Source organism: Sporosarcina luteola, assembly GCF_007991495.1.
Lineage (GTDB): Bacteria > Bacillota > Bacilli > Bacillales_A > Planococcaceae > Sporosarcina > Sporosarcina luteola.
The window spans coordinates 49,542-74,751 of record NZ_BJYL01000004.1 but is presented as its reverse complement, the minus strand read 5'-3'; the positions used below and the strand labels follow the sequence as shown (position 1 = coordinate 74,751).

Genomic DNA, 25,210 nt, shown 5'->3' with positions numbered 1-25,210 from the left:
AGTATCGTGTAAGGGGGGAGGTCGAATGATTCGACGCTTCCTTCTTTTCACTTTCTGAATCAAGGGGGTATAAAAATGGATGCCAAAGTGAAATTGCTGACCTTATTGCAGCAAGTTGGAATGACGGATGATCAAACGATCGCCCACTTCGAACAGGGGACTCTTGAACGGGTAGATATTCATCGCAAATCCAGAGTTTGGCAATTTAATATAAGACTCGAAAAGATATTGCCCGTACAAGTATTTCAGTTATTCCATCAAAGGCTAATGGAAACCTTTAAGTCCATCGCCACTGTCCGCCTTCAAATTACTACGACTGCTGATACATGGAACCCTGACATGGTCGTCGGATATTGGGCATATGTCATTGAAGAGATGAGGGATATGTCACCTCCAATCCGCGAGCGTCTTATTGGGCAGCAACCTAAAATGGTCGGCGAAAAAATGACATTGACGTGTTCAAATGATTTTGAACAGCAGACGTTAAAAAGTAAATACGTCCGTCTCATCGCAGAAACGTATGCATCCGTTGGTTTTCCGCCTATCGCTATTGAATTTTCAATTATGGAAGAAAGTGAAGATAACGAAGTGGAACGGTTAGCCTTTATTGCCCAGAAAGAGGCGGAAGAGGAAGCGTTTGCGAAAAATGCGCTAGCTAGCCTTCAAAAAATGGAAGCTATGAAGAAAGAGAATGGGGATGCCGGGAATAGACCATTCATATTAGGTACCCCGATTAAACCGGATGAAGCGATATTGGGTATCCATACGATACAAGATGAAGAAAGAAGAGTGACAATCGAAGGATACGTATTTGATACCGACGTAAGAGAATTGCGTAGCGGTCGATCTTTATTAACTATCAAGGTGACTGATTATACCGATTCCATCCTCGTTAAAATGTTTTCTAGGGATAATGAAGATGCCGAGCTAATGAAAACATTGAAAAAAGGTGCTTGGGTTCGTGCGAGGGGAAGCATTCAGAACGACACGTTCGTCAGGGATCTTATTATGATGGCTCAAGACATCATGGAAGTTGCCCCGATCATAAGGAAAGACACAGCCCCGGAAAATCGAAAACGTATCGAATTGCATGCCCATACAAATATGAGCCAGATGGACGCTGTAACTTCCGCCTCTGCACTAGTCGCGCAAGCTGCAAAATGGGGCCATCCGGCGATTGCGATTACCGATCATGCAAACGTTCAGTCATTTCCGGAAGCATATTCTGCAGGCAAGAAACACGGTATAAAAGTTCTGTTTGGACTTGAGGCGAATCTAGTCGATGATGGAGTCCCAATTGTCTATGATGAACAGCATCGTTTGCTCGAAGACGATACATACGTAGTATTTGACGTAGAGACGACAGGCCTTTCAGCTGTTTACGACACAATCATTGAATTGGCGGCAGTGAAAGTGGTGAACGGCGAAATCAAAGAAAGATTTGAACGGTTTGCCAATCCACACCACCCTTTATCCTCTACAACGACTGAACTGACTGGTATAACGGATGATATGGTTAAAGACGCACCCGAAGTATCGGAAGTCATCAAGGATTTCAAAGAATTTATCGGAGATGCAATCCTTGTCGCGCATAATGCTTCGTTTGATATGGGCTTCTTTTACGAAGCAAGTAAAAGAGCCGGGTTACATGACACAAGCTATCCAACAATCGATACGCTTGAACTATCAAGATTTTTATATCCGGAACTGCGAAATCACAGACTAAATACATTAGCAAAGAAATTCGATATAGAGTTGACCCAACATCACCGCGCTATTTACGACACAGAAGCGACGGCTTATCTTTTCATTCGGCTCATGAAAGATGCTGCGGAAAAAGGTATCGAATACTTGGATGACTTCAATAAAAATATCGGTGAAGGGGATGCATATAAACGGTCAAGGCCATCCCATTGTACATTGCTCGCTACGGATGATGAAGGATTGAAAAATCTCTTTAAGCTCGTTTCGATTTCCCATATGAATTACTTCTACCGGGTGCCGAGGATTCCACGTTCCTTGTTAATGAAACACCGTCAAGGTTTATTAGTTGGATCGGGGTGTGATAAAGGGGAAGTCTTTGAAGGCCTAATGCAAAAGTCGATGGATGAAGTAGAGGAGATTGCACGATTTTACGACTACCTTGAATTGCATCCGAAACCGGTTTATTCACATTTGATCGAGTTGGAGCTTATCCGGGATGAATGGAATCTGGAAGACATTATGCGAAAGATGATCAAGCTTGGGAAAAAAACGGGGTTGCCGGTATGTGCTACTGGGAATGTTCACTATATAGACGAAACAGATGCGATGTACCGCCAAGTGTTAGTGCGATCCCAAGGCGGCGCAAATCCGATGAATCGACATTCTTTACCTGAAGTGCATTTCAGAACAACGGATGACATGTTGGATCATTTTTCCTTCTTGGGTAAAGAAACAGCCGAACAAATTGTCATCGATAACCCACAGTCAATCGCAGACCGGGTCGGAGACGTAAAGGTTATTAAGGATGACTTGTATACCCCGGAAATTGAAGGGGCAGACGAAGAGGTGCGTGAATTGACCTATTCGATGGCTCGCCATATTTACGGTGAACAGTTGCCTGAAATTATTGAGGCGCGGATTGAAAAAGAATTGAAATCGATTATTGACAATGGGTTTGCTGTTATTTACCTTATTTCGCATAAGCTTGTTAAGAAATCATTGGATGACGGGTATCTCGTCGGTTCCCGTGGTTCTGTCGGTTCTTCGCTTGTTGCGACAATGATGGAGATTACGGAAGTGAATCCGATGCCGCCGCATTATGTATGTCCTTCATGCAAGCTGTCCGAGTTCTTCGACGATGGCTCTGTCGGTTCGGGATTCGACTTGCCGGATAAGGCATGTCCGTCATGCGGCACGATGTTCAAAAAGGATGGACAGGACATACCTTTTGAAACATTCCTAGGGTTCAATGGAGATAAAGTTCCGGATATCGATTTGAATTTCAGTGGGGAATACCAAGCAAATGCGCATAATTATACGAAAGAACTCTTCGGTGAAGACTATGTATATCGCGCAGGGACAATCGGGACGGTTGCCGAAAAAACTGCATATGGATATGTACGTGGCTATATGAATGATAATAACTTGCATTTGCGGGGCGCGGAAATCGACCGGTTAGTGCAAGGTTGTACAGGCGTCAAACGAAATACCGGACAACATCCGGGCGGGATTATCGTTGTACCCGACAATATGGAGATTTTCGACTTTTCACCAATCCAATTCCCGGCTGATGACACAGCATCAAGCTGGCGGACAACGCATTTTGATTTCCATTCAATTGACAATAACTTATTGAAGCTTGACATTCTTGGTCATGATGATCCGACGATGATTAAAATGCTTGAAGATCTCTCCGGCATTGATCCGAAAACGATTCCTCCGGATGATGAAGGAGTTATGGCGCTTTTCAGCGGAACTTCTTCTTTGGGCGTTACGGAGGAACAGATTGATTGTAAGACAGGTACACTCGGAGTTCCGGAATTTGGAACGCGTTTCGTAAGGCAAATGCTGGAGGAAACGAAACCATCGACGTTCTCTGAACTAATTCAAATTTCTGGATTGTCTCACGGGACTGATGTTTGGCTCGGAAATGCACAAGAGCTTATTCAAAATAAAATCTGTCAATTGTCTGATGTAATCGGTTGTCGTGACGATATAATGGTATATTTGATTTATCAAGGATTGGAGCCTTCCATCGCATTTAAAATAATGGAATCGGTCCGTAAAGGAAAAGGATTGACACCTGAGTTTGAAGAAGAGATGAAAGCGAATAACGTGCCCGCATGGTATATTGACTCCTGTAAGAAAATTAAATATATGTTCCCTAAAGCCCATGCTGCCGCTTACGTTTTAATGGCGTTAAGGATCGCCTATTTTAAAGTGCATCATCCGATTATGTATTACGCGGCTTATTTCACTGTACGGGCGACTGACTACGACCTCATGACGATGACGAAGGGAACGGCCTCAATGCGGGCGAAAATTAAGGAAATCAATGATAAAGGGCTGGAAGCATCCCCTAAAGAGAAGAACTTGTTAACAGTCCTTGAGATCGCTTTGGAAATGGGGGAGAGGGGCTTTTCATTCGCAAAACCGGATTTGTATAAATCGGATGCATCTGTATTTATTATTGAGGATAATCAATTGATACCACCTTTCGACTCGATTCCATCATTAGGAACGAACGTTGCGAGAACCATTGTCGAAGCTCGTAAGGACGGCATCTTCCTTTCAAAAGAAGATTTACAGCAGCGTGGAAGGGTATCGAAAACAGTGACTGAATATATGGATGCATTAGGGTGTCTTGAAGGGATGCCCGATTCAAACCAACTTTCACTTTTTTAACTTGAAAATTCTTCATAAAACCCTTAACAATGACACATCGTTTGCAATGATACCCAGCCAATGGTATAATTGGAGCAACTTTTGCTATAAGTCTTGCTTAAAAGAGTGGGGTTTCCCGCTCTTTTCTGTTGTCTATACCAATAAGACAAGTTTGAATCATATTTCGGGAGGGTTATGATGAGTAAAATTACAGAAGAAGTTGAAAAACTCGTCAGTCCGATAGTAAAAGACCTCGAGTTAGAATTAGTAGATGTTGAATTTGTGAAAGAAGGAAAAGACTGGTTTTTACGTGTTTATGTCGATACGCCCGAAGGGAATATCGATATTGAGCAATGTGCACAAGTAAGCGAAAAGCTAAGTGAAGAACTTGATCGAACCGATCCGATTCCTCAAAACTATTTCCTTGAAGTGTCTTCACCTGGGGCTGAGCGTCCGCTGAAAAAAGAGGAGGACTTTCAAAAGGCAATCGGCCAGTATGTGTACATTAAAACGTACGAACCTATCAACGGTATGAAGGAGTTTGAAGGGTACTTGCTTGCCTACGGTCCTGAATCCGCGGAAGTGGAAGTTCGCATCAAAACCCGGAAATTGCAAGTTGAAATAGGCAAAGACAAAATCGCTTTTGCAAGACTTGCGATTGACTTTTCCGCATAATTGAATATAGGAGTGATTAATTATGAGTAGTGATCTACTCGATGCACTGACAGCCCTTGAAAAGCAGAAGGGAATTTCAAGGGATGTAATTGTGGAAGCGATTGAAGCGGCCCTCGTTACCGCCTACAAGCGTAATTTCAACCAAGCGCAAAATGTGCGTGTCGATTTGAATTTAGATAAAGGGACAATGAAAGTCTATTCACGTAAAGATGTAGTCGAAGAAGTGGAAGATGAAAGACTTCAAATCGCTTTGGAAGATGCACAATCCATCAACCCTGCATATGAGTTGGGCGATATTGTTGAAGAAGAAGTGACGCCTCGCGACTTTGGCCGAATCGCTGCACAAACTGCCAAACAAGTTGTTACACAGCGAGTGCGGGAAGCTGAACGCGGTTTAATCTACGATGAATACGTGGATCGCGAAGATGACATTGTTAATGGCATTGTTGAGCGTATGGACGCTAGAAACCTTTACGTGGGACTAGGCAAAGTGGAAGCGGTACTTCCTGCGGGTGAACAGATCACTACCGAATCCTATCAGCCGCATGACCGTATCAAGGTATATATTACGAAGGTTGAACGTACTTCCCGCGGACCACAAGTGTTTGTGTCTCGTACACATCCCGGTCTTCTTCGCAGATTATTTGAAATGGAAGTACCCGAAATCTATGACGGCACTGTTGAAATCAAGTCGATTGCGCGCGAAGCGGGTGATCGCTCGAAGATTTCCGTACACACAAATAATGAAGCTGTTGATCCGGTAGGTTCGTGTGTTGGTTCACGCGGGGCACGTGTACAATCCATTTCGAATGAATTGAACGGGGAAAAAGTCGATATCGTTGAATGGTCTGAAGACCCGGTCGTCTTCGTAGCGAATGCATTGAGCCCTTCGAAAGTATTGGACGTGCAAGTGAATGAAGAAGATAGATCCACAACAGTCGTAGTTCCGGACTACCAGCTATCATTGGCAATCGGAAAAAGAGGTCAGAACGCGAGACTGGCAGCTAAATTGACTGGTTGGAAAATTGACATTAAAAGTGAAACTGATGCACGTGAGCTAGGCGTTTATCCTTCAACTTCCGGTTTTTCAATTGAAGAGGGACAGGATAAAGAACTATTTGAAGATGATGTATACGCGATTACCGAAAATGGAAACGATGAATATAATGGAGATCCGTATTTTGACGATGAGCCGGAAGAGGATTCAGAAACGGAAACAATCGATCTATATTCAGCGGAAGACGAAGACAATTGAGTTGAAAGGATGATTGCCCATGACGTCCAAAAAGAAAGTACCTTTGCGTAAATGTGCTGCGACTGGCGTTATGTATCCAAAGAAAGAAATGATCCGCATCGTCCGCACGAAAGAAGGTGAAGTTTCAGTCGATTTGACCGGTAAAAAATCAGGGAGAGGTACATATGTATCAAAAACTGAAGCCGCCGTTGAGACAGCGAAGCGCAATCGGTCGATTGAAACCCAACTGGGAACTCAGGTGCCCGAGGAAGTCTTCGATGATCTTCTTCATGCAATCCGTCGTGAGGCATTGAAATGAATCATTCTAATGAGATCTTCCAATTGTTGGGGATGGCTGCTAGAGCCAGGAAATTGATTACTGGCGAAGAGATGGTCGTGAAGGAAATACGATCAGGCAATGCGCGCATTGTGATCGTTTCCGAAGATGCATCGAAAAACACACTGAAAAAAGTGGACGATAAATGTAAGTTTTACAACGTTGAGAAGCATGTGTTCGGGAGCAGAGAAGCACTTGGCCATGCAATCGGAAAAGAGTCGCGGGTCGTACTCGCGTTAACGGATGCCGGCTTTGCCAAAAAAGCATCCGGGCTCCTCAACGAATATAACCGGGGGTGGGCTAATGACGAAGATACGTGTACACGAATACGCGAAACAAGTGAATCGGACGAGTAAAGAAGTCATCGAGGAGCTTGGGAAATTAAATGTAAATGTGACGAACCATATGTCAATGTTGGATAAGGATGCTACATCGAAATTGGATCAACGATTTGGCAAGGGTGGTTCAACTCCGTCCGGTAATTCACAGACTGGACAGAATAATCGTAAACCATCAACACGTCCATCGGGTAATACACAAGATACAAAAAGACAAGGCGACCGTCCGGCTCAAGGTCAACAACGATCCGGTCAAGGCGGCAACCGTCCGGCTCAAGGTCAACAGCGTCCAGGCCAAGGCGGTCAAGGCGGCAACCGTCCAGCTCAAGGTCAACAACGTCCAGGGGGCCAAGGTAATCAAGGCGGCAACCGTCCGGCTCAAGGCCAACAACGCTCGGGAGGCCAAGGAGCTCAAGGCGGCAATCGTCCGGCTCAAGGTCAACAACGTCCAGGTGGCCAAGGAAGCCAAGGCGGCAATCGTCCAGCCCAAGGTCAACAACGTCCAGGTGGCCAAGGAACGCAGGGCGGCAATCGTCCAGCTCAAGGTCAACAACGTCCAGGGGGCCAAGGTAATCAAGGCGGCAACCGTCCGGCTGGAAGAGGCGGCAGACCACCGGCAAGGGGCATTAACCAAGGACGGAGAAGACACCGTCCGGCTCCGATGCCAAAGGTTGAAAAACCACTACCGGAAAAAATCATGTTCTATGAATCCTTATCTGTCGGCGAACTGGCGAATAAATTAGGGCGCGAACCATCGGAAATCATCAAAAAACTATTCATGCTTGGTGTCATGGCTACAATTAACCAAGAATTGGATAAAGATGCAATTGAGCTAATCTGTGCGGATTATGGCGTCGAAGTGGAAGAAGAGATTCGCATTGACGTCACAGATCTTGAAATATATTTCGAAGAACCTGAAGAAGTCAAAGAAGAGCTCACTGAGCGTCCGCCGGTCGTCACAATTATGGGTCACGTTGACCATGGTAAAACGACTCTTCTTGACTCAATCCGTGACACGAAAGTGACACAGGGCGAAGCAGGAGGCATTACACAGCATATTGGTGCGTATCAAATTGAAGTGGAAGGAAAGAAAATCACTTTCCTTGATACTCCTGGACACGCAGCTTTTACAACGATGCGCGCACGTGGTGCCAAAATTACCGATATAACAATTCTTGTCGTCGCAGCAGACGATGGAGTCATGCCGCAAACAATTGAAGCGATCAATCATGCGAAAGCTGCTGAAGTGCCTATTATTGTTGCAGTAAACAAAATGGATAAACCGACTGCGAATCCTGATCGTGTCATGCAGGAATTGACAGAGCATGGTCTTTTAGCAGAAGCATGGGGCGGAGACATCATTTTTGTTCCCATTTCCGCATTAAAAGGCGAGGGCATCGATCAATTGCTTGAAATGGTACTTTTGGTTGCAGAAGTCGGCGAACTCAAAGCAAGCAAGGATATCCGCGCCAGAGGTACAGTAATCGAAGCTCAACTTGATCGGGGACGCGGCTCTGTCGCTACATTGCTCGTTCAAGACGGCACATTGCATGTAGGCGATCCGATTGTTGTCGGAAATACGTTTGGTAAAGTCCGCGCGATGATTAGCGATGTTGGTCGTCGTGTCAAAGAGGCAGGTCCGTCCACTCCAGTGGAAGTAACGGGCTTAAGTGATGTTCCGCAGGCGGGCGATCGTTTCGTCGTTTTCGAAGACGAAAAGACAGCACGACAAATCGGTGAATCAAGAGCCGGGGATGCATTGCAAGAACAACGGGTCGAAAAAACGCGTGTAACGCTTGATAACTTATTCGATCAGATGAAACAAGGCGAGATGAAGGAATTGAACTTGATCGTCAAAGCGGACGTTCAAGGTACTGTTGAAGCGATGGCTGCCTCTCTCATGAAAATTGAAGTGGAAGGCGTCAACGTCAAAATCATCCATACAGGCGCAGGAGCCATAAATGAATCCGATATTTCCCTTGCAGCAGCTTCGAACGCGATTGTTATCGGGTTTAACGTCCGTCCGGATGTAAATGCTAAACGTGCTGCAGAAGAGGAAGGCGTCGATATCCGTCTGCACCGCGTCATCTATAAAGTAATTGAAGAAATCGAAGCGGCGATGAAAGGATTGCTAGATCCTGAGTATGAGGAAAAAGTGATCGGGCAAGCCGAAGTTCGTGAAACATTCAAAGTATCGAAAATCGGAACGATTGCGGGAAGTTATGTAACTGACGGAAAAATCACTCGTGATGCTGGCGTACGTGTCCTTCGAGACAATATCGTCATTTTCGAAGGTGAACTTGATACGTTGAAACGATTCAAAGATGATGTAAAAGAAGTGGCGAAAGGGTATGAATGCGGGATCACTGTTAAGAATTTCAATGATATTAAAGAAGGCGATATCTTTGAAGCCTTCGTCATGGAGGAAATCAAGCGAGCATGATCGTATATGCAGAATGCACATTCTTCATTCCTGATGTCCATTCGTTGAAAGAAAAAAGATCCGTTTTAAAAAGAATGACGGATCGTGTGAAAAATGAATTCAATGTTTCCATTGCGGAAATAGATCATCAAAATCTTTGGCAAAGGACGACTGTCGGGCTTGTTTCGATTGCTTCCTCGAAAGAGGCGGCTGAAGGAGAGACGAGAAGAGCCATCCGTTTTCTGGAATCGAATCCTGACTGGGAAATGACAGATCTGATGCTTGACTACTATTGATACGGAATCGGGGTGACCATCCATGTCTATGCGTGCGAATCGTGTTGCTGAACAGATGAAAAAAGAGTTAGGCGGTATCATCAGCCAAAAACTGAAAGATCCCCGAATCGGCTTTGTAACAGTAACTGATGTCGAGGTAACAGGCGATCTTCAACAAGCTACTATTTTCATTTCAGTATTAGGAAATGATTCGGAAAAAGAAGCTACTCTTGCGGGGTTGATGAAGGCAAAAGGGTTCATCCGCACCGAAATCGGCCAGCGGATCAGACTTCGAAAAACGCCGGAAATCGAATTTGCTTTCGATGATTCTGTAGAATACGGTAATCGTATTGAATCACTGCTTCGTCAAGTTAACAAAGAAGAAGAATGACAAATTGGAGGAAGTCGGTGTCCAAAAGGACTTTCCGGCTTCCTCTTTTTTAGGAGGAACGTTCGTGGATGGGATTCTACCATTATGGAAAGAAAAAGGCATGACTTCTCATGATTGCGTATTTAAACTGAGGAAAATACTAGGCATGAAAAAGGTAGGGCATACCGGCACGTTAGATCCTAATGTGGAAGGAGTTCTTCCGATTTGCCTTGGCCAAGCGACAAAAGTTGCAGAATATGTAACGGATTCGGGAAAAGAGTATATCGCAGCTGTTTCAATTGGAACTGCTACCGAAACGGAAGATGGAGATGGTGAAGCAGTCGCTGTTGATGAATCATTTAAAAGAATTACCCGGGACGAAATCCTTCGGGCTCTTTCAACATTGACTGGGGAAATCACACAAATCCCTCCAATGTATTCCGCAGTTAAGGTCAATGGCAGAAGGCTGTATGAGTATGCAAGAAAAGGCATCGAAGTCGAAAGACCTGAACGGAAAGTCCAAATTCATGAGATTGAATTACTTGATGACAGCGAACTGTTTGAAGGCGAAGAAGTTCAGTTTACAATACGCATTGCATGTGGAAAAGGTACATATATTAGGACTTTGTCTGTTCAAATCGGCGAAATGCTTGGATACCCAGCGCATATGGCAGCCTTGGTTCGTACTTCTTCCGGAAAATTCCGGAAAGAAGATTGTTTGACGATTCAGGAAGTGTCTGATGTGAAAAATCAAGGCAATCTTGATTTGCATATTCGACCTTTGGAGGACGCTTTATCTGAATTTGCATTTGAGGAACTAAATGATGATATATATGATAAAATAGTGAACGGTCAAGTATTACCACAACATCCATCACTTATTCGTCAGGAAAGAATCGTCTTTACAAAAGCCAATAAAGCGATTGCTGTTTACCGCAACCATCCTGACAAAGAGGGATTGATGAAACCAGAAAAAATGTTTCCATTCAATAGGTAGGGGAGAGACTTATGGAAATCTATCATTTACAATACCCGGAAAATAATACATGCGAAAATAAAGGTCCCTTCTCACTAGCCGTCGGTTTCTTTGACGGTTTGCATAAAGGGCATCAGACGGTTATAGGAGAGGCGAAGAAAAAGGCAGACGAACTAGGTATCAAATCTGCCGTCATGACATTTGACCCTCATCCCTCGCATCTCTTTGGTGATGGCAAGGAAAGAATCGGTTATATTACACAATATCCGGAAAAAGCCCGTATAATCGAAGCGATGGGAATAGATGTACTTTTCATTGTAAAGTTTGATTGGGCGCTTGCATCTTTATCACCAGAACAATTCATAGAAATATTTATTAAAGGATTAGGCGTTAAGCATGTTACGGCTGGATTTGACTATACATTTGGATCAAAAGGCGCCGGTACGATGAAACAGATGGATGCATTATCGAATGGTGACTATGGGACGACTACCGTTGGGAAAGTGACGGATTCTGATGAGAAAATATCATCGACGTTAATTCGCAAACTGCTCTCGGAAGGAAATGTCGAGAAGACTGCGTTATTGCTTGGAAGACCGTTCAGGACAGTCGGTACTGTGATCGATGGTGAAAAGCGGGGAAGGCAGCTTGGATTCCCGACCGCTAATGTAGCGCCCGATGAAGAACTGATCTTGCCCGCGAATGGCGTATACGCAGTCCGATTCACAGTTGAGGATCAGTCGTATAATGGTGTTTGCAACGTAGGAGTTAAACCGACCTTTCATAACCCCGACATTAAAAAACCAAGCGTAGAAGTTCATGTGCTTGATTTTGATTCAGATCTTTACGGAAAAGAAGTTACAGTCGACTGGATAGCCCGCATACGAGCGGAAAAGAAATTCGATTCCATTGATGAACTTGTCCAGCAAATAGGTAAAGATAAGGAAACTGCTAGGCAACTCCTTAAATAATCGTTGCAGACTTTCTTTGTTGCATATGCTATCCACGCATGATATGATGAATCAGTACTATCGTACAAACCTTTCCTTGGCAAATCGATTCACCAACGAATGCTCGGGATTTGGGGATATTTTAATTATTAGGAGGTGAAAAGGATGGCTATTACACAAGAGCGTAAACATGAATTGATCAACGAATACAAAACTCATGAAAACGATACTGGATCTGCTGAAGTTCAGATCGCTATCCTTACTGAAGAGATCAACAGCTTGAACACCCACTTTAAATTGCACAAGAAAGATAACCATTCACGTCGTGGTCTATTTAAAATGGTAGGTAAACGTAAAAGACTTCTAAAGTACTTACGTGAAACTGACGTTCAACGTTACCGTGATCTTATTGCTAAACTCGGCCTTCGCCGTTAATAAGATGTATACGAAAGCGGGCCTTGCCCGCTTTTTTTTATTGAATCAATATTTTTCGCATATGTCCGTCTTTTTTGATACACTACTATTTAATACATACTACGTATGATGTCCATGCTTTAAATTAGAGAGGAGTACTATAATGACAGAACAGAAAAAAGTTTACACATTTGAATGGGCTGGGAGGCAACTGACAATTGAAACCGGTCAGCTTGCAAAACAGGCAAATGGTGCTGTGCTTGTACGTTACGGAGAGACAACAGTGCTGTCTACTGCAACAGCGTCGAAAAAACCGAAAGCGCTTGATTTCTTTCCATTGACAGTTAATTATGAGGAAAGATTATATGCTGTCGGGAAAATTCCTGGGGGCTTTATTAAACGTGAAGGGCGCCCTTCCGAAAAAGCGGTTTTAACAAGCCGTCTAATCGATCGTCCAATCCGTCCGTTATTTGCAGATGGATTCCGTAATGATGTACAAGTGATCTCGCTTGTCATGTCTGTCGACCAGAATTGTTCTTCTGAAATGGCAGCAATGCTCGGTTCATCCCTTGCCTTGTCCATCTCAGACATTCCATTTGAAGGGCCGATTGCGGGAGTGCAAATCGGACGCATCAATGGTGAGTTCATCGTCAATCCGACGCCAGAACAATTGGAAGTAAGTGAACTTGACCTCGTTGTTGCCGGAACAAAAGATGCCATCAATATGGTTGAAGCTGGCGCAAAGGAAGTTGCAGAAGATATCATTTTAGAAGCGATCATGTTCGGTCATGAACAAATCATCCAACTTATCGAATTCCAAGAGAAGATCATTGCTGAAGTCGGTAAAGAAAAAATGGAAATTACATTGTTCGAGCTCGATGAAGCATTGATGGCTGAAGTGAAAGATAAATGCGAAGCAGATTTGATCAGCGCTATCCAAACAGAAGAGAAGCATGCGCGTGAAGAAGCAATCACAGCTGTGAAAAATGACGTGACGGAACAATATACAAATGCGGAATCCGATGAAGAGACGATGAAGCAAGTGAAAAATATATTGGACCATCTCGTAAAAGAAGAAGTCCGCAGATTGATTACAGATGAAAAAGTCCGTCCGGATGGCCGTGGGTTGGATGAAATCCGTCCACTTTCGTCAGAAGTCGGCATCTTACAACGTACACATGGTTCCGGATTGTTCACACGTGGACAAACTCAAGCATTAAGCGTATGTACATTAGGTGCTCTGGGTGAAGTTCAGATCATCGACGGTCTTGGACTGGAAGAATCGAAACGGTTCATGCACCACTATAACTTCCCGAATTTCAGCGTAGGGGAAACGGGTCCAATACGAGGGCCTGGCCGTCGTGAAATCGGTCATGGAGCATTAGGTGAGCGCGCTCTTGAAGCAATCATTCCGGATGAAAAGGAATTCCCATACACAATCCGTCTCGTAGCAGAAGTGCTTGAATCGAATGGTTCTTCATCCCAAGCTTCCATTTGTGCATCGACAATGGCGATGATGGATGCAGGAATTCCGATTAAAGCTCCAGTTGCCGGTATCGCAATGGGCCTTGTGAAAAAAGGGGACAACTATTCCGTTCTATCCGATATTCAAGGTATGGAAGACCACTTGGGCGATATGGACTTCAAAGTGGCTGGAACCGAAAAAGGAATCACAGCTTTGCAAATGGATATTAAAATCGAAGGGCTATCCCGACAGATTTTAGAGGAATCATTAACCCAAGCTAAAATCGGCCGGATGAAAATCCTTGATCATATGCTATCGACGATTACTTCACCACGTGGGGAGCTTTCAAGATACGCTCCTAAGATCATCATGATCCGTATCAATCCGGATAAAATCCGCGATGTCATCGGGCCGGGTGGAAAAGTAATCAACAAAATCATCGAAGAAACAAATGTTAAGATCGATACGGAACAAGATGGAACAATTTATATTTCTTCACCTGATTCGGAAATGAACGAAAAGGCGAAAGCAATGATTGAAAACATCGTCCGTGAAGCAAAAGTTGGAGAATATTACTTAGGTAAAGTGAAAAGAATTGAGAAATTCGGTGCTTTCCTTGAAATATTCCCAGGCAAAGACGGATTACTTCATATTTCAGAAATCCAGGAAGAACGTACGAAGGCTGTTGAGGATGTATTGAAAATGGGAGATGAACTTCTCGTAAAAGTCATCGAAATCGACAACCAAGGCCGCGTAAACCTATCCCGCAAAATCGTTCTAAAAGAACAAAAAGAAGCGGCTGAAAAGAACGAGTAATTAGCTGTAAACTATAATGACCATAATGGAAAGCCCCTCTTTGCGATGGTGTGAAGACGGAGGCTTTTTGTTCTTTCTAACGAAACAAAGTGGGGGAATGAATTATGATAAACAAAACAACATGCAAAAACGGAGTAAGAATTATCCACGAAAAAATGCCTTACGTCCGCTCGGTCGCAATCGGCATATGGGTAAAGGCTGGATCTTTGGACGAAACTGCCGATGAATGGGGACTGTCACATTTCATCGAACATATGCTATTTAAAGGAACATCGAAGCGAAATGCAAAAACCATCGCTGAAGAATTTGATCGGATCGGCGGTGATATCAACGCCTACACATCAAAAGAAATGACATGTTACTATACAACTGTGCTCGATCATCACGCGGAAAAAGCAATCGAAATTCTATCTGATATGTTTTTCAATTCCTTGTTTGATGAAGAAGACATCCAAAAAGAAAGATCTGTTATTTTAGATGAAATCGCCTCCGTGGAAGATACGCCCGATGACGACGTCGATGAAAGGCTTTGGTCTGTCATGTACCCAACACATCCGATCGGACGATCGATCGGCGGCATAAAATCTACAATTGAAAAGTTTGACCGAAAAATGATCCGACGCTATATGTCCCGACTATATACTCCTGAAAATATCGTTATATCGATTGCAGGTAATTACGATGAAAAATTAATCGATTCGATTGGATTGCAATTTGATTCATTTACCGAAAATGAAGAAATAAAGCACATCACGGACAAACCCCTTCCTGTCTTCACAAGCGGGCTCATAACAAAGCAGAAAGACATCGAACAAGCGCATATTTGTATCGGTTATCCCGGCCTGTCTCTTAGAGACAACCGCCTCCACGATCTTATACTCCTTGATAGCATCGTTGGCGGTACAATGTCATCACGCTTGTTCCAAGAGATACGTGAAGAGCGTGGACTTGCCTATTCGGTCTTCTCCTATTACTCATCCTACATGATGACAGGATCATTCGTCGTTTATGGTGGAACGAGTCCAGAACATTTAGGGGAGATGCAATCGGCGATGGAGAAAATTATTGGTGAAATAAAATCTAAAGGTGTAACTGAAACGGAGTTAATCAATGCGAAAGAGCAATTGAAAGGCAGTTTCTTATTAGGCCTTGAAAGTTCAGAATCAAGAATGCATCGGAACGGGAAAAATGAACTGATCCTTCACGAGCATAAGTCGATCGACGAAGTGGTAGCATTGATTGACAATGTTACGTTGAATGATGTCAACAGAATCGCATATGAAACTTTTACAGATGAACGAGCCATTTCCATAATCGCTCCAAAAAGTGCAGCTTTGCTCCCCTTGAATCATATGATGAAGTAGGACTGTTAAAAGGGGGAAGGATATGCTGCTATCAGAAATGGCACAAAAAGAGCTTATCCAAGTAGAAGAAGGAATCCGCTATGGATTTCTAGCGGATACGGATTTAATATTCAATCGTAAAACCGGTGAAATCATCGGCTTTGAAGTGAAGAAGAAATTCGGGCGTTTCCCGTTCCGTAATCGTGAACAGGAAACATCCGAATTCATCCCATGGAGCGAAATTGTATTAATAGGGGAACATCGCATTCTTTTCGGAAAAACGCATAGTATGGGGGATTTTGACCTTGACGAATATTGACGAAAAATGGCTTTTCATCGGAACTGATCAACGGATATCTGAATGCAGTCGAATTATGAAGGAACTTGGCGCTAATACTTTCCATCATAATGGAAATGTTTATACCGACCAATTGTCTCATGCCCTTGATGAGTTCGCGCCAAACCGCATCGTGTGTCCAGTTTTACAGATGGAAGGCGCAATCCCTGTAGATAAAATCCAAAAGGATGCGATTCTTTTTCCCGGTGTTGCTTCTGTAGAATGGCTGACTCCCTTCCACGAAGCGGGGCTAACTGTCCAGCCCTATTTGAAAGAAATCGAATTCGTCTGGGAAAATGCAAGATTGACGGCTGAAGGCTTTTTAACTGAGTTTTATTCTTCAACGAAAAGGCGAATCTTTGGTGAACATTTTTACATTGCAGGTTTTGGCAAAGTCGCCAAAATGACCGCGGAAGTCCTCTCTTCACTCGGAGCATCTGTGACAATATTGGCCCGCTCTGATGATCAACTTGGCGAAGCGGCCGCCCTCGGCTACAATACAATGCCTTTAACGACAGACGAAGTGAGTTTGGAAGGATTCTTCATCAATACAATTCCGTCAAGATGGTTGAGCGTCAGTCAAAATGCCAATATCCGCATTTTTGACTTGGCGTCAGCGCCTGGTTGCCTAAAGGACAATGTCCCTGATGAATACTATACAATACACCTCGGATTGCCCGGAAAACATTTTCCGGTCGATGCCGCAAAGGCTTTAGCCGAAGCGCTACTGAGGATGAATAGTAGATGAAAGGGGAAAGAGATGCTACAGGGAAAGAGAATTGGCCTTGGTATTACGGCATCACATTGCACGTATGACCAAATATTGCCTGTAATTAGTGCATTACAAGATAATGGTGCCACAGTTGTGCCGATAATTACTCACTCTGTTTTAACCGCCGCCACCCGTTTCGGAACGGGTGAGGAATGGATACAAAGGATTGAAGGAGCAACTGGCGAAAAAGTTATTTCTACGATTGTTGGTGCCGAGCCGTTTGGTCCGAGTAATCCGGTGGATATTATGATCATCGCTCCGATGACCGGAAATTCTATTAGCAAATTTGCGAATGCCGCTACGGATTCACCTGTTTTAATGGCCGCGAAAGCTACCTTGCGAAATGGCAGTCCGGTATTGCTCGGTATATCGACAAATGATGCTTTAGGTTTAAACGGTCAAAATGTGATGAAGCTTCTAAATATGAAAAATGTATTTTTCATCCCTTTTGGTCAAGACGATCCATTCAAGAAACCAAACTCCCTAATCTCCGATTTCACACTAATGGTTCCAGCCGCAGCCGCAGCGCTAAAATACAAGCAACTCCAACCGCTCTTAATTATTCATGAATAAAATAAAAGTACAAAGCAGAATATTTACGGATGTGATATAATTTCTCCAATGAACTCTTGTGGGGCTTAGAATGTTGTTTCAATCTTGCAAAATTATGTTTCAATAATGATTGCATGGATAATCAATATATTGCATTATTACTCACAAGCCGTTACTAAACAGTAATAAAGGGGAGACAGAGATGAATAATGAAAATCTGAATGTGGCAATTGTCGGAGCGACTGGAGCTGTTGGAACGAAAATACTTGAAAAGCTTTTAGAGCGCAAGTTTCCGGCGAAAACCATTAAAATGCTCGCATCAAAACGTTCTGCTGGTACTGAAATTTCTGCAGGCGGGCAAACATATATCGTTGAAGAAACTGTCCCCGAATCGTTTGAGGGAATAGATATCGCCTTTTTTAGTGCAGGCGGTTCCGTCTCCCAGAAATTTGCGCCCGAAGCGGTGAAGCGGGGAGCAGTCGTCATCGACAATACAAGTGCTTTCAGAATGGAAGAAGGAGTGCCGTTAGTCGTTCCTGAAGTGAACCCCCATATGTTGAATGAGCATGAAGGGATCATAGCTAATCCGAATTGCTCAACGATCCAAATGGTTGCGGCACTACAACCGGTAAAAGAAAAGTTTGGCATCAGTCGAATAATCGTGTCGACGTACCAGGCGGTATCCGGTGCAGGAGCGGAAGCGATTGATGAGCTAGAAGCGCAAAGCAAGGAATTCCAAGAACGGTCAAATAGTAAGGCGGATATTCTTCCTTCCGCATCAGCAGCCAAGCATTATCCAATTGCTTTCAATGCAATCCCTCAAATCGATATGTTCGATGATTCAGGTTATACGTTGGAAGAACTTAAAATGATGAATGAAACGAAAAAGATCTTCGGTGATCAGAATTTAGCAGTCACCGCCACTTGTGTGCGCCTTCCGGTCGTAACAGGTCATTCCGAGTCAGTTTATATCGAAACGGACGATGTCAATGCGACGGTGGAAGATATCCAATCAGCTATGAAAGGTGCATCAGGCGTTGTCGTGCAAGACGACCCATCCACACAAACATACCCGATGCCGTTATTCGCGGAAGGCAAGGATGAGGTGTTTGTTGGCCGTATCCGTAAAGACCCGAAACATCCGGGGGGATTCCACTTATGGATTGTTGCAGACAACCTCCTAAAAGGAGCGGCACTAAATTCGGTACAAATCGCCGAAGAATTGATCAAGTAAAAGTTAGATTTTGTTTGAATAGGTGAATAGGTGGCTGCTTTTGATAAAGTTATGAAAAGGAATGGTCAGAATGGAGCTTGGACAAATTGGAACAGCGATGGTCACTCCTTTCTCTGAAACGGGTGACATCGATTATGATTTGACAGAAGCGCTGATCGAACATCTTATAGCAACAGGGACAGACTCATTAATCGTATGTGGTACAACTGGCGAGTCCCCCACACTAAATCACGAAGAAAAATCCAATCTATTTAAATATGCAATTGAAATCGTTAAGAAAAGAATACCCGTCGTTGCAGGTACAGGGACTTTCAATACTGCGGAAACCGTCAAACTGACAAAACAGGCAGAAGCGCTTGGTGCGGATGGAATTATGCTCGTCACACCTTATTATAACAAGCCGGATCAAAAAGGCATTGTCGCCCATTTTACCCATATTGCCCGCGAGACTCGACTTCCGATAATGCTTTACAACATTCCCGGTAGATCTGCAGTGAATATGGAGGCGCAAACCGTCATTGAATTATCTAAAATCAACAACATCCGCGCAGTAAAGGAAGCAAGTGGAAGCCTGGATCAGATGTCGGAAATCATAACTGGTACGGATGAAGGCTTTAAGATGTACAGCGGGGATGACGCGTTGACATTGCCTGTTTTATCGATTGGTGGAGATGGCGTCATCTCGGTCGCATCCCACGTAGTCGGAGCGGAAATGCAGCAAATGATTAATGCATTCAAATCCGGTAATACAAAACAGGCCAGTGCCATGCATCGCGCATTATTGCCCCTATTCCACGCGGTCTTTTCCGCTCCGAATCCTGTTCCTGTCAAATATGCACTCAGAAAAATTGGAATTGATACCGGAGGGGTGAGAATGCCTTTGACGGATTTTGGCAAAGACTCCACGGCATTCGATTCAGTTTGGAAACAATTCAAAGATCATCAGCTTGTATTTCATTAATGCAAAGCCGGTATCCATTGCCGGCTTTTTTAATCTAGCTGCGGGTGCCAGAGTCTCGGGTTATAAGGTAAAGCTGCTGTGTGGCAAAGATCGCCACTTCGCATCTTTACCTTATGCCTGTCGACTTTAGTCGGGCACCCTGCGCTTTTTTTATTTGTGTATACGAGCTATTCTCACGTATAATGAAACTTAGTCGTTGTGGACGGGTCTTCAACATAAAAAACTTATTCATACATAGACGGTCTAATGTCATACACCAGTCTTTTTTAAACAAATTTTAGGAGGAAACAAAGTGGCAAATATAAAAAACGAAATAATAAGAGTCATCCCTTTAGGAGGAGTCGGGGAAATCGGAAAAGCGATGTACGTGGTCGAAATTGATGATGAACTATTCATCGTAGATGCAGGGTTAATGTTCCCTGAAGGGGAAATGCTCGGAATCGACATCGTCATTCCGGATGTTACGTATATCGAAGAAAATAAAGACCGGGTGAAAGGAATCTTCTTGACTCATGGCCATGAGGATGCAATTGGTTCCATCGCTTACCTTCTTCAAAAAGTACAAGCACCCGTTTACGGTTCGAAACTGACATTAGCGCTTGCGAAAGAGCATTTAAAAGATATGCCAGCACCGGCTGGCGTGAAGTTTTTTGAAGTTACGAATAAAAGTCGTATGAATTTCAAACGGACGCATGTGACGTTCTTCCATACTACACATAGTATCCCTGACTCCCTTGGCATCGTCTTCCATACGAGTGAAGGAGCTATCGTCCACACGGGCGAATTTAAATTTGACCAAGCTGCGAAAGGGAAATACCGACCAGATATTGCAAAAATGGCTTCGTTAGGCGAAGAAGGCGTTTTTATTCTCATGTCGGATTCAAATGAAGCTGAACGCCCGGGTTATACGACTTCCGAAGTTGTTATAGAAGAGCAGCTGTCAACGACATTTTATGGTGCAGAAGGCCGGATTTTAGTTGCGCTTTATGCTTCGAATTTCATCCGGATCCAGCAAGTGTTCGATAAAGCTTTGGAAACCGGAAAAAAAGTGGCGGTAGTCGGTAAAAGCCTAGAGAGCTATTTCGAGGTAGGAAAGCGCCTTGGCTATTTACAAATTGACGAAGATATGGTCATCTCAGTGAAGGATATTGGAAAGTACAGCGATGACCAAATCGTCATCATTGTAACGGGCAATCAAGGCGAACCGCTTGACGCACTTGAAAAGATTGTACGTAAGTTCCATAAAGATATTAAAATAAAAGATACAGATACGGTGCTCATTACATTTACTCCTTCTCCTGGGATGGAAGTCTCAATGTTCAAAATGGCGAATGAATTGGCGAAAGCAGGGGCCAATGTCCTTACTTCATCCCGCAATGTCCATGTGTCGGGACATGGAAGCCAGGAAGACTTGAAGCTCATGTTGAATTTGATGCAACCGAAGTATTTTATACCGATCCAAGGTGAATATAAAATGCTTATTGCCCACTCAAAACTTGCTCAACACGTCGGATTGCAAAAATCTCAGATTTTCATAGCAGACAAGGGAGATATTGTCGAATATAAAAATAATAAGATGAGAATGAGCGGCCGTGTTCAAGCAGGGAATATTCTCATTGACGGAATCGGCGTAGGGGACGTAGGCAATATTGTTTTACGTGATCGAAAACTATTGTCGCAAGATGGCATATTCACTGTCGTCGTAACATTAAGCCGGAGACAGAAAAAAATAGCAGCAGGTCCTGAGATTGTCTCCCGCGGTTTTGTTTATGTACGTGAATCAGAGGAATTGCTGGAAGATGCAAGAAATCTCGTTCGGAAGATTGTCGAGAAGTATGTGAATAAAGATACATTTGAATGGACAAACATAAAGCAAGAGATCCGTGACACGTTAAGTTCATATCTATTCCAACAAACGAAAAGAAGACCGATGATCATTCCTATCATCATGGAATACTAAGTGATCTGAAAATCGGAAATTCATAAAACCGTATGATCTACAGAGAAGGATTTCCGTGCCGACCGTTGGCGGGAAATCCTTTTTGTGAAAGGAGGAGGAGTATGTCTAAGAAAACGAAGAAGAAAAAGAAGGCGAGCGCATCGAAGAAAAAGAATGATGGCGTCAACCCATTACTCTACGAAGTTGCAGGCCTGACAATGATCGGTTTGGCGATTATCATCATTTTCGAATTCGGTATCGTCGGTAGGGGTCTATCTTCATTTGCAAGACTATTATTCGGTAACTGGCATGGAGCATTGTCTTTCCTGTTGATTGTCCAAGCACTTCTTTTCATGGTCAAGCGGAAGACGGTTGGCTGGAAAAACAGGATCGTCGGCGGGAGTTTGTTCATACTCGCAAGTCTGCTGTTATTCAGTCATATTCATTTATTCAAAGAACTATATGAAAGCAAAGTACTTATGTCAAATTCGGCAATAAAAGAAACATGGAAAGTGCTAATTACTAACGAAGGTATTGTTTCAAGAAGTGGAGCGTTAGGTGGTGGAGTAGCAGGTGCGCTTCTGTTCGCACTATTTCATTCATTATTTGACTCCGCTGGTGCGACTGTTGCGGGTATACTCCTTTTGTTAATTGGTATCATTCTTTTAACGGGCAAGGCATTAGTACCATATGTTGCGGACCTTTATCCGAAGCTCGTATCTTTTTTGAAAGACGATCGAAAAAAGAAGAAGCCTGCTAAAAAACAAGAGAAATCGAATGCAACTAGCATGTCGCGAATCCAAAAGAAGAAAACAGCCGAAAACGATCCAATCGTTGCAGATCCATCCGTCCTGGTCAAACAAGAAGAGGCTGCTACAAAACCGATCATTTCGACCTTCACGGAGAATATTGATAAAAGCTTCTCTGATGAGCCGGTTGCTGTGGTAGAAAAAGAAGAGCTTGAAGTACCTGAGCCGGAAAACAATGTTGCCACATCGACGTATTCGGGGGTCGAAGGCGAGGAAGAAAATACTTCCTACATCTTACCGCCGCCATCATTACTTCAACAAACGCCGTCCAATGATCAATCCGCAGAATATGATTCCATTCATGCTAACGCCGCTAAATTGGAAAGGACCTTCCTAAGTTTCGGTGTGAAGGCAAAAGTTACACAAGTTCATCTTGGTCCTGCCGTCACGAAGTATGAAGTGCTGCCTGACACTGGCGTGAAGGTGAGTAGGATCGTAAGCTTGTCAGATGACATCGCCCTCGCACTTGCAGCTAGCGATATTCGAATTGAAGCCCCGATACCGGGCAAGTCGGCGGTCGGCATTGAGGTTCCTAATAATTCGGTTGCCATTGTCAGTTTAAGAGAAGTGATTGAGGCGAGGGAAAACAATCGACCTGAATCGAAGTTGATGATTGCACTAGGCAGGGATGTAACCGGACAAGCCATGATGGCTGAATTGAATAAAATGCCGCATGTCCTTGTTGCAGGGTCGACCGGAAGCGGTAAAAGTGTCTGCATTAACGGAATTATTGTCAGTATACTGATGCGCGCTAAGCCACATGAAGTGAAAATGATGATGATTGACCCGAAAATGGTTGAATTGAATGTCTACAACGGGGTACCTCATTTATTGGCACCCGTCGTAACCGATCCAAGAAAAGCATCCCAAGCTTTGAAAAAAGTTGTCTCTGAAATGGAACGGAGATACGAACTGTTTTCACATACAGGAACTCGTAATATTGAAGGGTATAATGATCACATCGAACAGTGGAATGAAGAAAACGATGAAAAGCATCCGAGAATGCCATACATCGTCGTCATTGTAGACGAATTAGCCGATTTGATGATGGTCGCTTCAAGCGATGTTGAAGACTCTATCACGCGTCTTGCCCAAATGGCGAGAGCTGCTGGCATCCATTTAATCATCGCGACTCAACGTCCAAGCGTGGATGTCATTACAGGTATTATCAAAGCGAATATCCCTTCAAGGATTGCCTTTGCAGTTTCGTCCGCTGTCGATTCAAGAACCATCTTGGATGGATCCGGTGCGGAAAAACTTCTGGGTCGCGGAGATATGCTCTTCCTTCCAGCAGGCGCATCGAAGCCAGTCAGGGTCCAAGGAGCTTTTGTTTCCGACCAGGAAGTTGAAAGTATTGTTGATTTCGTTATCGAACAGCAAAAAGCGCAATATCAGGAAGAAATGATACCATCAGATATAGAAGAAGTTCAACCGTACGAGGAGACCGACGAGTTGTATGATGAAGCTGTTCAGCTCGTCACAGAGATGCAGACAGCGTCCGTTTCCATGCTCCAACGAAAATTCAGAGTCGGATACTCAAGGGCCGCCCGGATTGTGGATCAAATGGAGTTAAGGGGAGTCGTAGGTCCTCCGGAGGGAAGCAAGCCAAGACAAGTGCTCGTTTCTAAAGGTGAATCAGATATGCACCCATAATTTTCATGACAAAAGGAGTACTTTTTAAGAGAATTTAATAGAAAATCATATTATTTATAAAATCCACTATTTATTTTGGAATATGAAAATGATATAGTATGGATGATTAGTAATGATGTTGTACGTCAGAGGTCTAACCTCATCGGCAGGGGGGGATTATTATGGTGGTGAAGACCGATCAAAGGCATTTATATGTACAGGTGATCGAACGGTTGAAAAAGGATATTGAATCCGGTGTCTTCAAAGAGAATGAAAAATTCCCATCTGAATTTGAACTAGCCCGCAATTTGGGCGTCAGCAGAGCGACTCTTCGGGAAGCGTTACGTGTTCTTGAGGAAGAGAAGGTGATTGTCCGGAAACATGGTGTTGGAACTTTTGTGAACCCACGTCCTTTATTTTCATCCGGCATTGAACAACTCTCGAGTGTTTCATCTATGATCTGTGACGCAGGAATGGAGCCCGGTACAATTTTTATGGAAGTGTATGAGAATCTTCCGAATGATGAAATGATTGGGAAATTCGATTGCGATCCAATGGATAGTCTTGTTACAATTAAAAGGGTAAGAACTGCTGATGGAGAACCGGTCGTCTATTGTATCGATCATGTACTCTCAAAAAATCTTGATACAGGAGCAGAATCACTATTAAATGATTCTATTTTTGACTCGATTGAGAAATCAGGGAAGATAAAAATCGTCCAAGCTGTGGCGGATATTGAACCTGTAGGGTATGATGATGAAGCGTCATCAATACTAAGGTGTGGGGTGGAAATTCCTCTCCTTGTATTATTACAGCGTCACTATAGTGAGGAAGGCGAAATGGTCCTTTACTCCAAGAATTATTTCAGGGCTGATAAATTCAGCTTCCAAGTTGTGCGAAAAAGGGTATAAGGTGCAATTTGGAAAGCGGTAGTTAAACGAATGCGGGCAATAAATGCAAATGCATAACATGCCTGTTTTCTGTATGCGCT

The 25,210-nt window shown here is 43.6% G+C and carries 21 protein-coding genes; all 21 read left to right on the top strand.

The window, feature by feature from the left end; all coding sequences use genetic code 11:
* The first annotated feature begins 75 nt into the window (after positions 1 to 75).
* The 21 genes from SLU01_RS01505 (at position 76) to SLU01_RS01405 (ending at position 25,130) form a co-directional block, all read left to right on the top strand.
* Positions 76 to 4,389: a PolC-type DNA polymerase III gene (locus SLU01_RS01505; protein WP_147054608.1), complete on the top strand. Its 4,314-nt coding sequence runs from the start codon at positions 76 to 78 to the stop codon at positions 4,387 to 4,389.
* Positions 4,390 to 4,566: 177 nt separating this feature from the next.
* On the top strand, positions 4,567 to 5,043 hold the full coding sequence (rimP, locus tag SLU01_RS01500; RefSeq protein WP_147054606.1) for a ribosome maturation factor RimP: 477 nt from the start codon (positions 4,567 to 4,569) through the stop codon (positions 5,041 to 5,043).
* A gap of 22 nt (positions 5,044 to 5,065) precedes the next feature.
* Entirely contained in the window at positions 5,066 to 6,298 is a 1,233-nt protein-coding gene (gene nusA, locus SLU01_RS01495) for a transcription termination factor NusA (protein ID WP_147054604.1), read from the top strand.
* Positions 6,299 to 6,317: 19 nt separating this feature from the next.
* Positions 6,318 to 6,596 (top strand): RNase P modulator RnpM, encoded by a 279-nt coding sequence (gene rnpM, locus SLU01_RS01490; RefSeq protein ID WP_147054602.1) that lies wholly within the window; start codon positions 6,318 to 6,320, stop codon positions 6,594 to 6,596.
* Positions 6,593 to 6,970 carry a YlxQ family RNA-binding protein gene (locus tag SLU01_RS01485; RefSeq protein WP_147054600.1) on the top strand — a complete coding sequence of 126 codons (378 nt, stop codon included), beginning with the start codon at positions 6,593 to 6,595 and terminating at the stop codon, positions 6,968 to 6,970. The genes rnpM and SLU01_RS01485 overlap by 4 nt, the downstream gene beginning before the upstream one ends.
* Positions 6,918 to 9,395, top strand: coding sequence for a translation initiation factor IF-2 (infB, locus tag SLU01_RS01480; RefSeq protein WP_147054597.1), 2,478 nt, complete (start codon positions 6,918 to 6,920; stop codon positions 9,393 to 9,395). The genes SLU01_RS01485 and infB overlap by 53 nt, the downstream gene beginning before the upstream one ends.
* The gene (locus SLU01_RS01475; protein WP_147054596.1) at positions 9,392 to 9,670 is read left to right on the top strand and encodes a DUF503 domain-containing protein; all 279 of its coding nucleotides are present in this window, start codon (positions 9,392 to 9,394) and stop codon (positions 9,668 to 9,670) included. Before infB ends, SLU01_RS01475 begins: the two co-directional genes overlap by 4 nt.
* A gap of 22 nt (positions 9,671 to 9,692) precedes the next feature.
* The gene (gene rbfA, locus SLU01_RS01470) at positions 9,693 to 10,040 is read left to right on the top strand and encodes a 30S ribosome-binding factor RbfA (RefSeq protein WP_147054593.1); all 348 of its coding nucleotides are present in this window, start codon (positions 9,693 to 9,695) and stop codon (positions 10,038 to 10,040) included.
* A gap of 64 nt (positions 10,041 to 10,104) precedes the next feature.
* Entirely contained in the window at positions 10,105 to 11,016 is a 912-nt protein-coding gene (gene truB, locus SLU01_RS01465; RefSeq protein WP_147054591.1) for a tRNA pseudouridine(55) synthase TruB, read from the top strand.
* 11 nt (positions 11,017 to 11,027) lie between these two features.
* On the top strand, positions 11,028 to 11,966 hold the full coding sequence (locus SLU01_RS01460) for a bifunctional riboflavin kinase/FAD synthetase (protein ID WP_147054589.1): 939 nt from the start codon (positions 11,028 to 11,030) through the stop codon (positions 11,964 to 11,966).
* 144 nt (positions 11,967 to 12,110) lie between these two features.
* Positions 12,111 to 12,380 carry a 30S ribosomal protein S15 gene (gene rpsO, locus SLU01_RS01455; protein WP_147054587.1) on the top strand — a complete coding sequence of 90 codons (270 nt, stop codon included), beginning with the start codon at positions 12,111 to 12,113 and terminating at the stop codon, positions 12,378 to 12,380.
* A 142-nt stretch (positions 12,381 to 12,522) separates the two neighbouring features.
* Positions 12,523 to 14,640, top strand: a complete 2,118-nt coding sequence (pnp, locus tag SLU01_RS01450; RefSeq protein ID WP_147054585.1) for a polyribonucleotide nucleotidyltransferase — start codon at positions 12,523 to 12,525, stop codon at positions 14,638 to 14,640.
* 104 nt (positions 14,641 to 14,744) lie between these two features.
* Complete coding sequence (locus SLU01_RS01445) at positions 14,745 to 16,004, top strand: M16 family metallopeptidase (RefSeq protein ID WP_147054583.1); 1,260 nt, start codon at positions 14,745 to 14,747, stop codon at positions 16,002 to 16,004.
* Positions 16,005 to 16,026: 22 nt separating this feature from the next.
* Complete coding sequence (locus SLU01_RS01440) at positions 16,027 to 16,302, top strand: YlmC/YmxH family sporulation protein (protein WP_147054581.1); 276 nt, start codon at positions 16,027 to 16,029, stop codon at positions 16,300 to 16,302.
* Positions 16,289 to 17,068 (top strand): hypothetical protein, encoded by a 780-nt coding sequence (locus SLU01_RS01435; RefSeq protein ID WP_147054579.1) that lies wholly within the window; start codon positions 16,289 to 16,291, stop codon positions 17,066 to 17,068. The genes SLU01_RS01440 and SLU01_RS01435 overlap by 14 nt, the downstream gene beginning before the upstream one ends.
* Positions 17,069 to 17,080: 12 nt before the next feature.
* Positions 17,081 to 17,665 (top strand): dipicolinate synthase subunit B, encoded by a 585-nt coding sequence (locus tag SLU01_RS01430; protein ID WP_147054577.1) that lies wholly within the window; start codon positions 17,081 to 17,083, stop codon positions 17,663 to 17,665.
* A 181-nt stretch (positions 17,666 to 17,846) separates the two neighbouring features.
* Positions 17,847 to 18,878, top strand: a complete 1,032-nt coding sequence (locus SLU01_RS01425) for an aspartate-semialdehyde dehydrogenase (protein ID WP_147054575.1) — start codon at positions 17,847 to 17,849, stop codon at positions 18,876 to 18,878.
* A 70-nt stretch (positions 18,879 to 18,948) separates the two neighbouring features.
* Complete coding sequence (dapA, locus tag SLU01_RS01420) at positions 18,949 to 19,839, top strand: 4-hydroxy-tetrahydrodipicolinate synthase (RefSeq protein ID WP_147054573.1); 891 nt, start codon at positions 18,949 to 18,951, stop codon at positions 19,837 to 19,839.
* Positions 19,840 to 20,131: 292 nt separating this feature from the next.
* Positions 20,132 to 21,799, top strand: coding sequence for a ribonuclease J (locus SLU01_RS01415; protein ID WP_147054571.1), 1,668 nt, complete (start codon positions 20,132 to 20,134; stop codon positions 21,797 to 21,799).
* A gap of 101 nt (positions 21,800 to 21,900) precedes the next feature.
* Positions 21,901 to 24,240: a DNA translocase FtsK gene (locus SLU01_RS01410; RefSeq protein WP_147054569.1), complete on the top strand. Its 2,340-nt coding sequence runs from the start codon at positions 21,901 to 21,903 to the stop codon at positions 24,238 to 24,240.
* 161 nt (positions 24,241 to 24,401) lie between these two features.
* Positions 24,402 to 25,130, top strand: a complete 729-nt coding sequence (locus SLU01_RS01405; protein ID WP_147054567.1) for a GntR family transcriptional regulator — start codon at positions 24,402 to 24,404, stop codon at positions 25,128 to 25,130.
* Positions 25,131 to 25,210 lie beyond the last annotated feature (80 nt).

Bases quoted from the DNA above. Each gene is read 5' to 3' on its own strand.
- SLU01_RS01505 (WP_147054608.1), top strand. From the start codon at position 76: ATGGATGCCAAAGTGAAATTGCTGACCTTATTGCAGCAAGTTGGAATG.
- SLU01_RS01410 (WP_147054569.1), top strand. From the start codon at position 21,901: ATGTCTAAGAAAACGAAGAAGAAAAAGAAGGCGAGCGCATCGAAGAAA.
- SLU01_RS01445 (WP_147054583.1), top strand. From the start codon at position 14,745: ATGATAAACAAAACAACATGCAAAAACGGAGTAAGAATTATCCACGAA.
- SLU01_RS01460 (WP_147054589.1), top strand. From the start codon at position 11,028: ATGGAAATCTATCATTTACAATACCCGGAAAATAATACATGCGAAAAT.
- rpsO (WP_147054587.1), top strand. From the start codon at position 12,111: ATGGCTATTACACAAGAGCGTAAACATGAATTGATCAACGAATACAAA.
- SLU01_RS01440 (WP_147054581.1), top strand. From the start codon at position 16,027: ATGCTGCTATCAGAAATGGCACAAAAAGAGCTTATCCAAGTAGAAGAA.
- SLU01_RS01405 (WP_147054567.1), top strand. From the start codon at position 24,402: ATGGTGGTGAAGACCGATCAAAGGCATTTATATGTACAGGTGATCGAA.
- SLU01_RS01425 (WP_147054575.1), top strand. From the start codon at position 17,847: ATGAATAATGAAAATCTGAATGTGGCAATTGTCGGAGCGACTGGAGCT.
- SLU01_RS01485 (WP_147054600.1), top strand. From the start codon at position 6,593: ATGAATCATTCTAATGAGATCTTCCAATTGTTGGGGATGGCTGCTAGA.
- nusA (WP_147054604.1), top strand. From the start codon at position 5,066: ATGAGTAGTGATCTACTCGATGCACTGACAGCCCTTGAAAAGCAGAAG.
- SLU01_RS01430 (WP_147054577.1), top strand. From the start codon at position 17,081: ATGCTACAGGGAAAGAGAATTGGCCTTGGTATTACGGCATCACATTGC.
- rimP (WP_147054606.1), top strand. From the start codon at position 4,567: ATGAGTAAAATTACAGAAGAAGTTGAAAAACTCGTCAGTCCGATAGTA.
- dapA (WP_147054573.1), top strand. From the start codon at position 18,949: ATGGAGCTTGGACAAATTGGAACAGCGATGGTCACTCCTTTCTCTGAA.
- infB (WP_147054597.1), top strand. From the start codon at position 6,918: ATGACGAAGATACGTGTACACGAATACGCGAAACAAGTGAATCGGACG.
- SLU01_RS01475 (WP_147054596.1), top strand. From the start codon at position 9,392: ATGATCGTATATGCAGAATGCACATTCTTCATTCCTGATGTCCATTCG.
- rbfA (WP_147054593.1), top strand. From the start codon at position 9,693: ATGTCTATGCGTGCGAATCGTGTTGCTGAACAGATGAAAAAAGAGTTA.
- rnpM (WP_147054602.1), top strand. From the start codon at position 6,318: ATGACGTCCAAAAAGAAAGTACCTTTGCGTAAATGTGCTGCGACTGGC.
- pnp (WP_147054585.1), top strand. From the start codon at position 12,523: ATGACAGAACAGAAAAAAGTTTACACATTTGAATGGGCTGGGAGGCAA.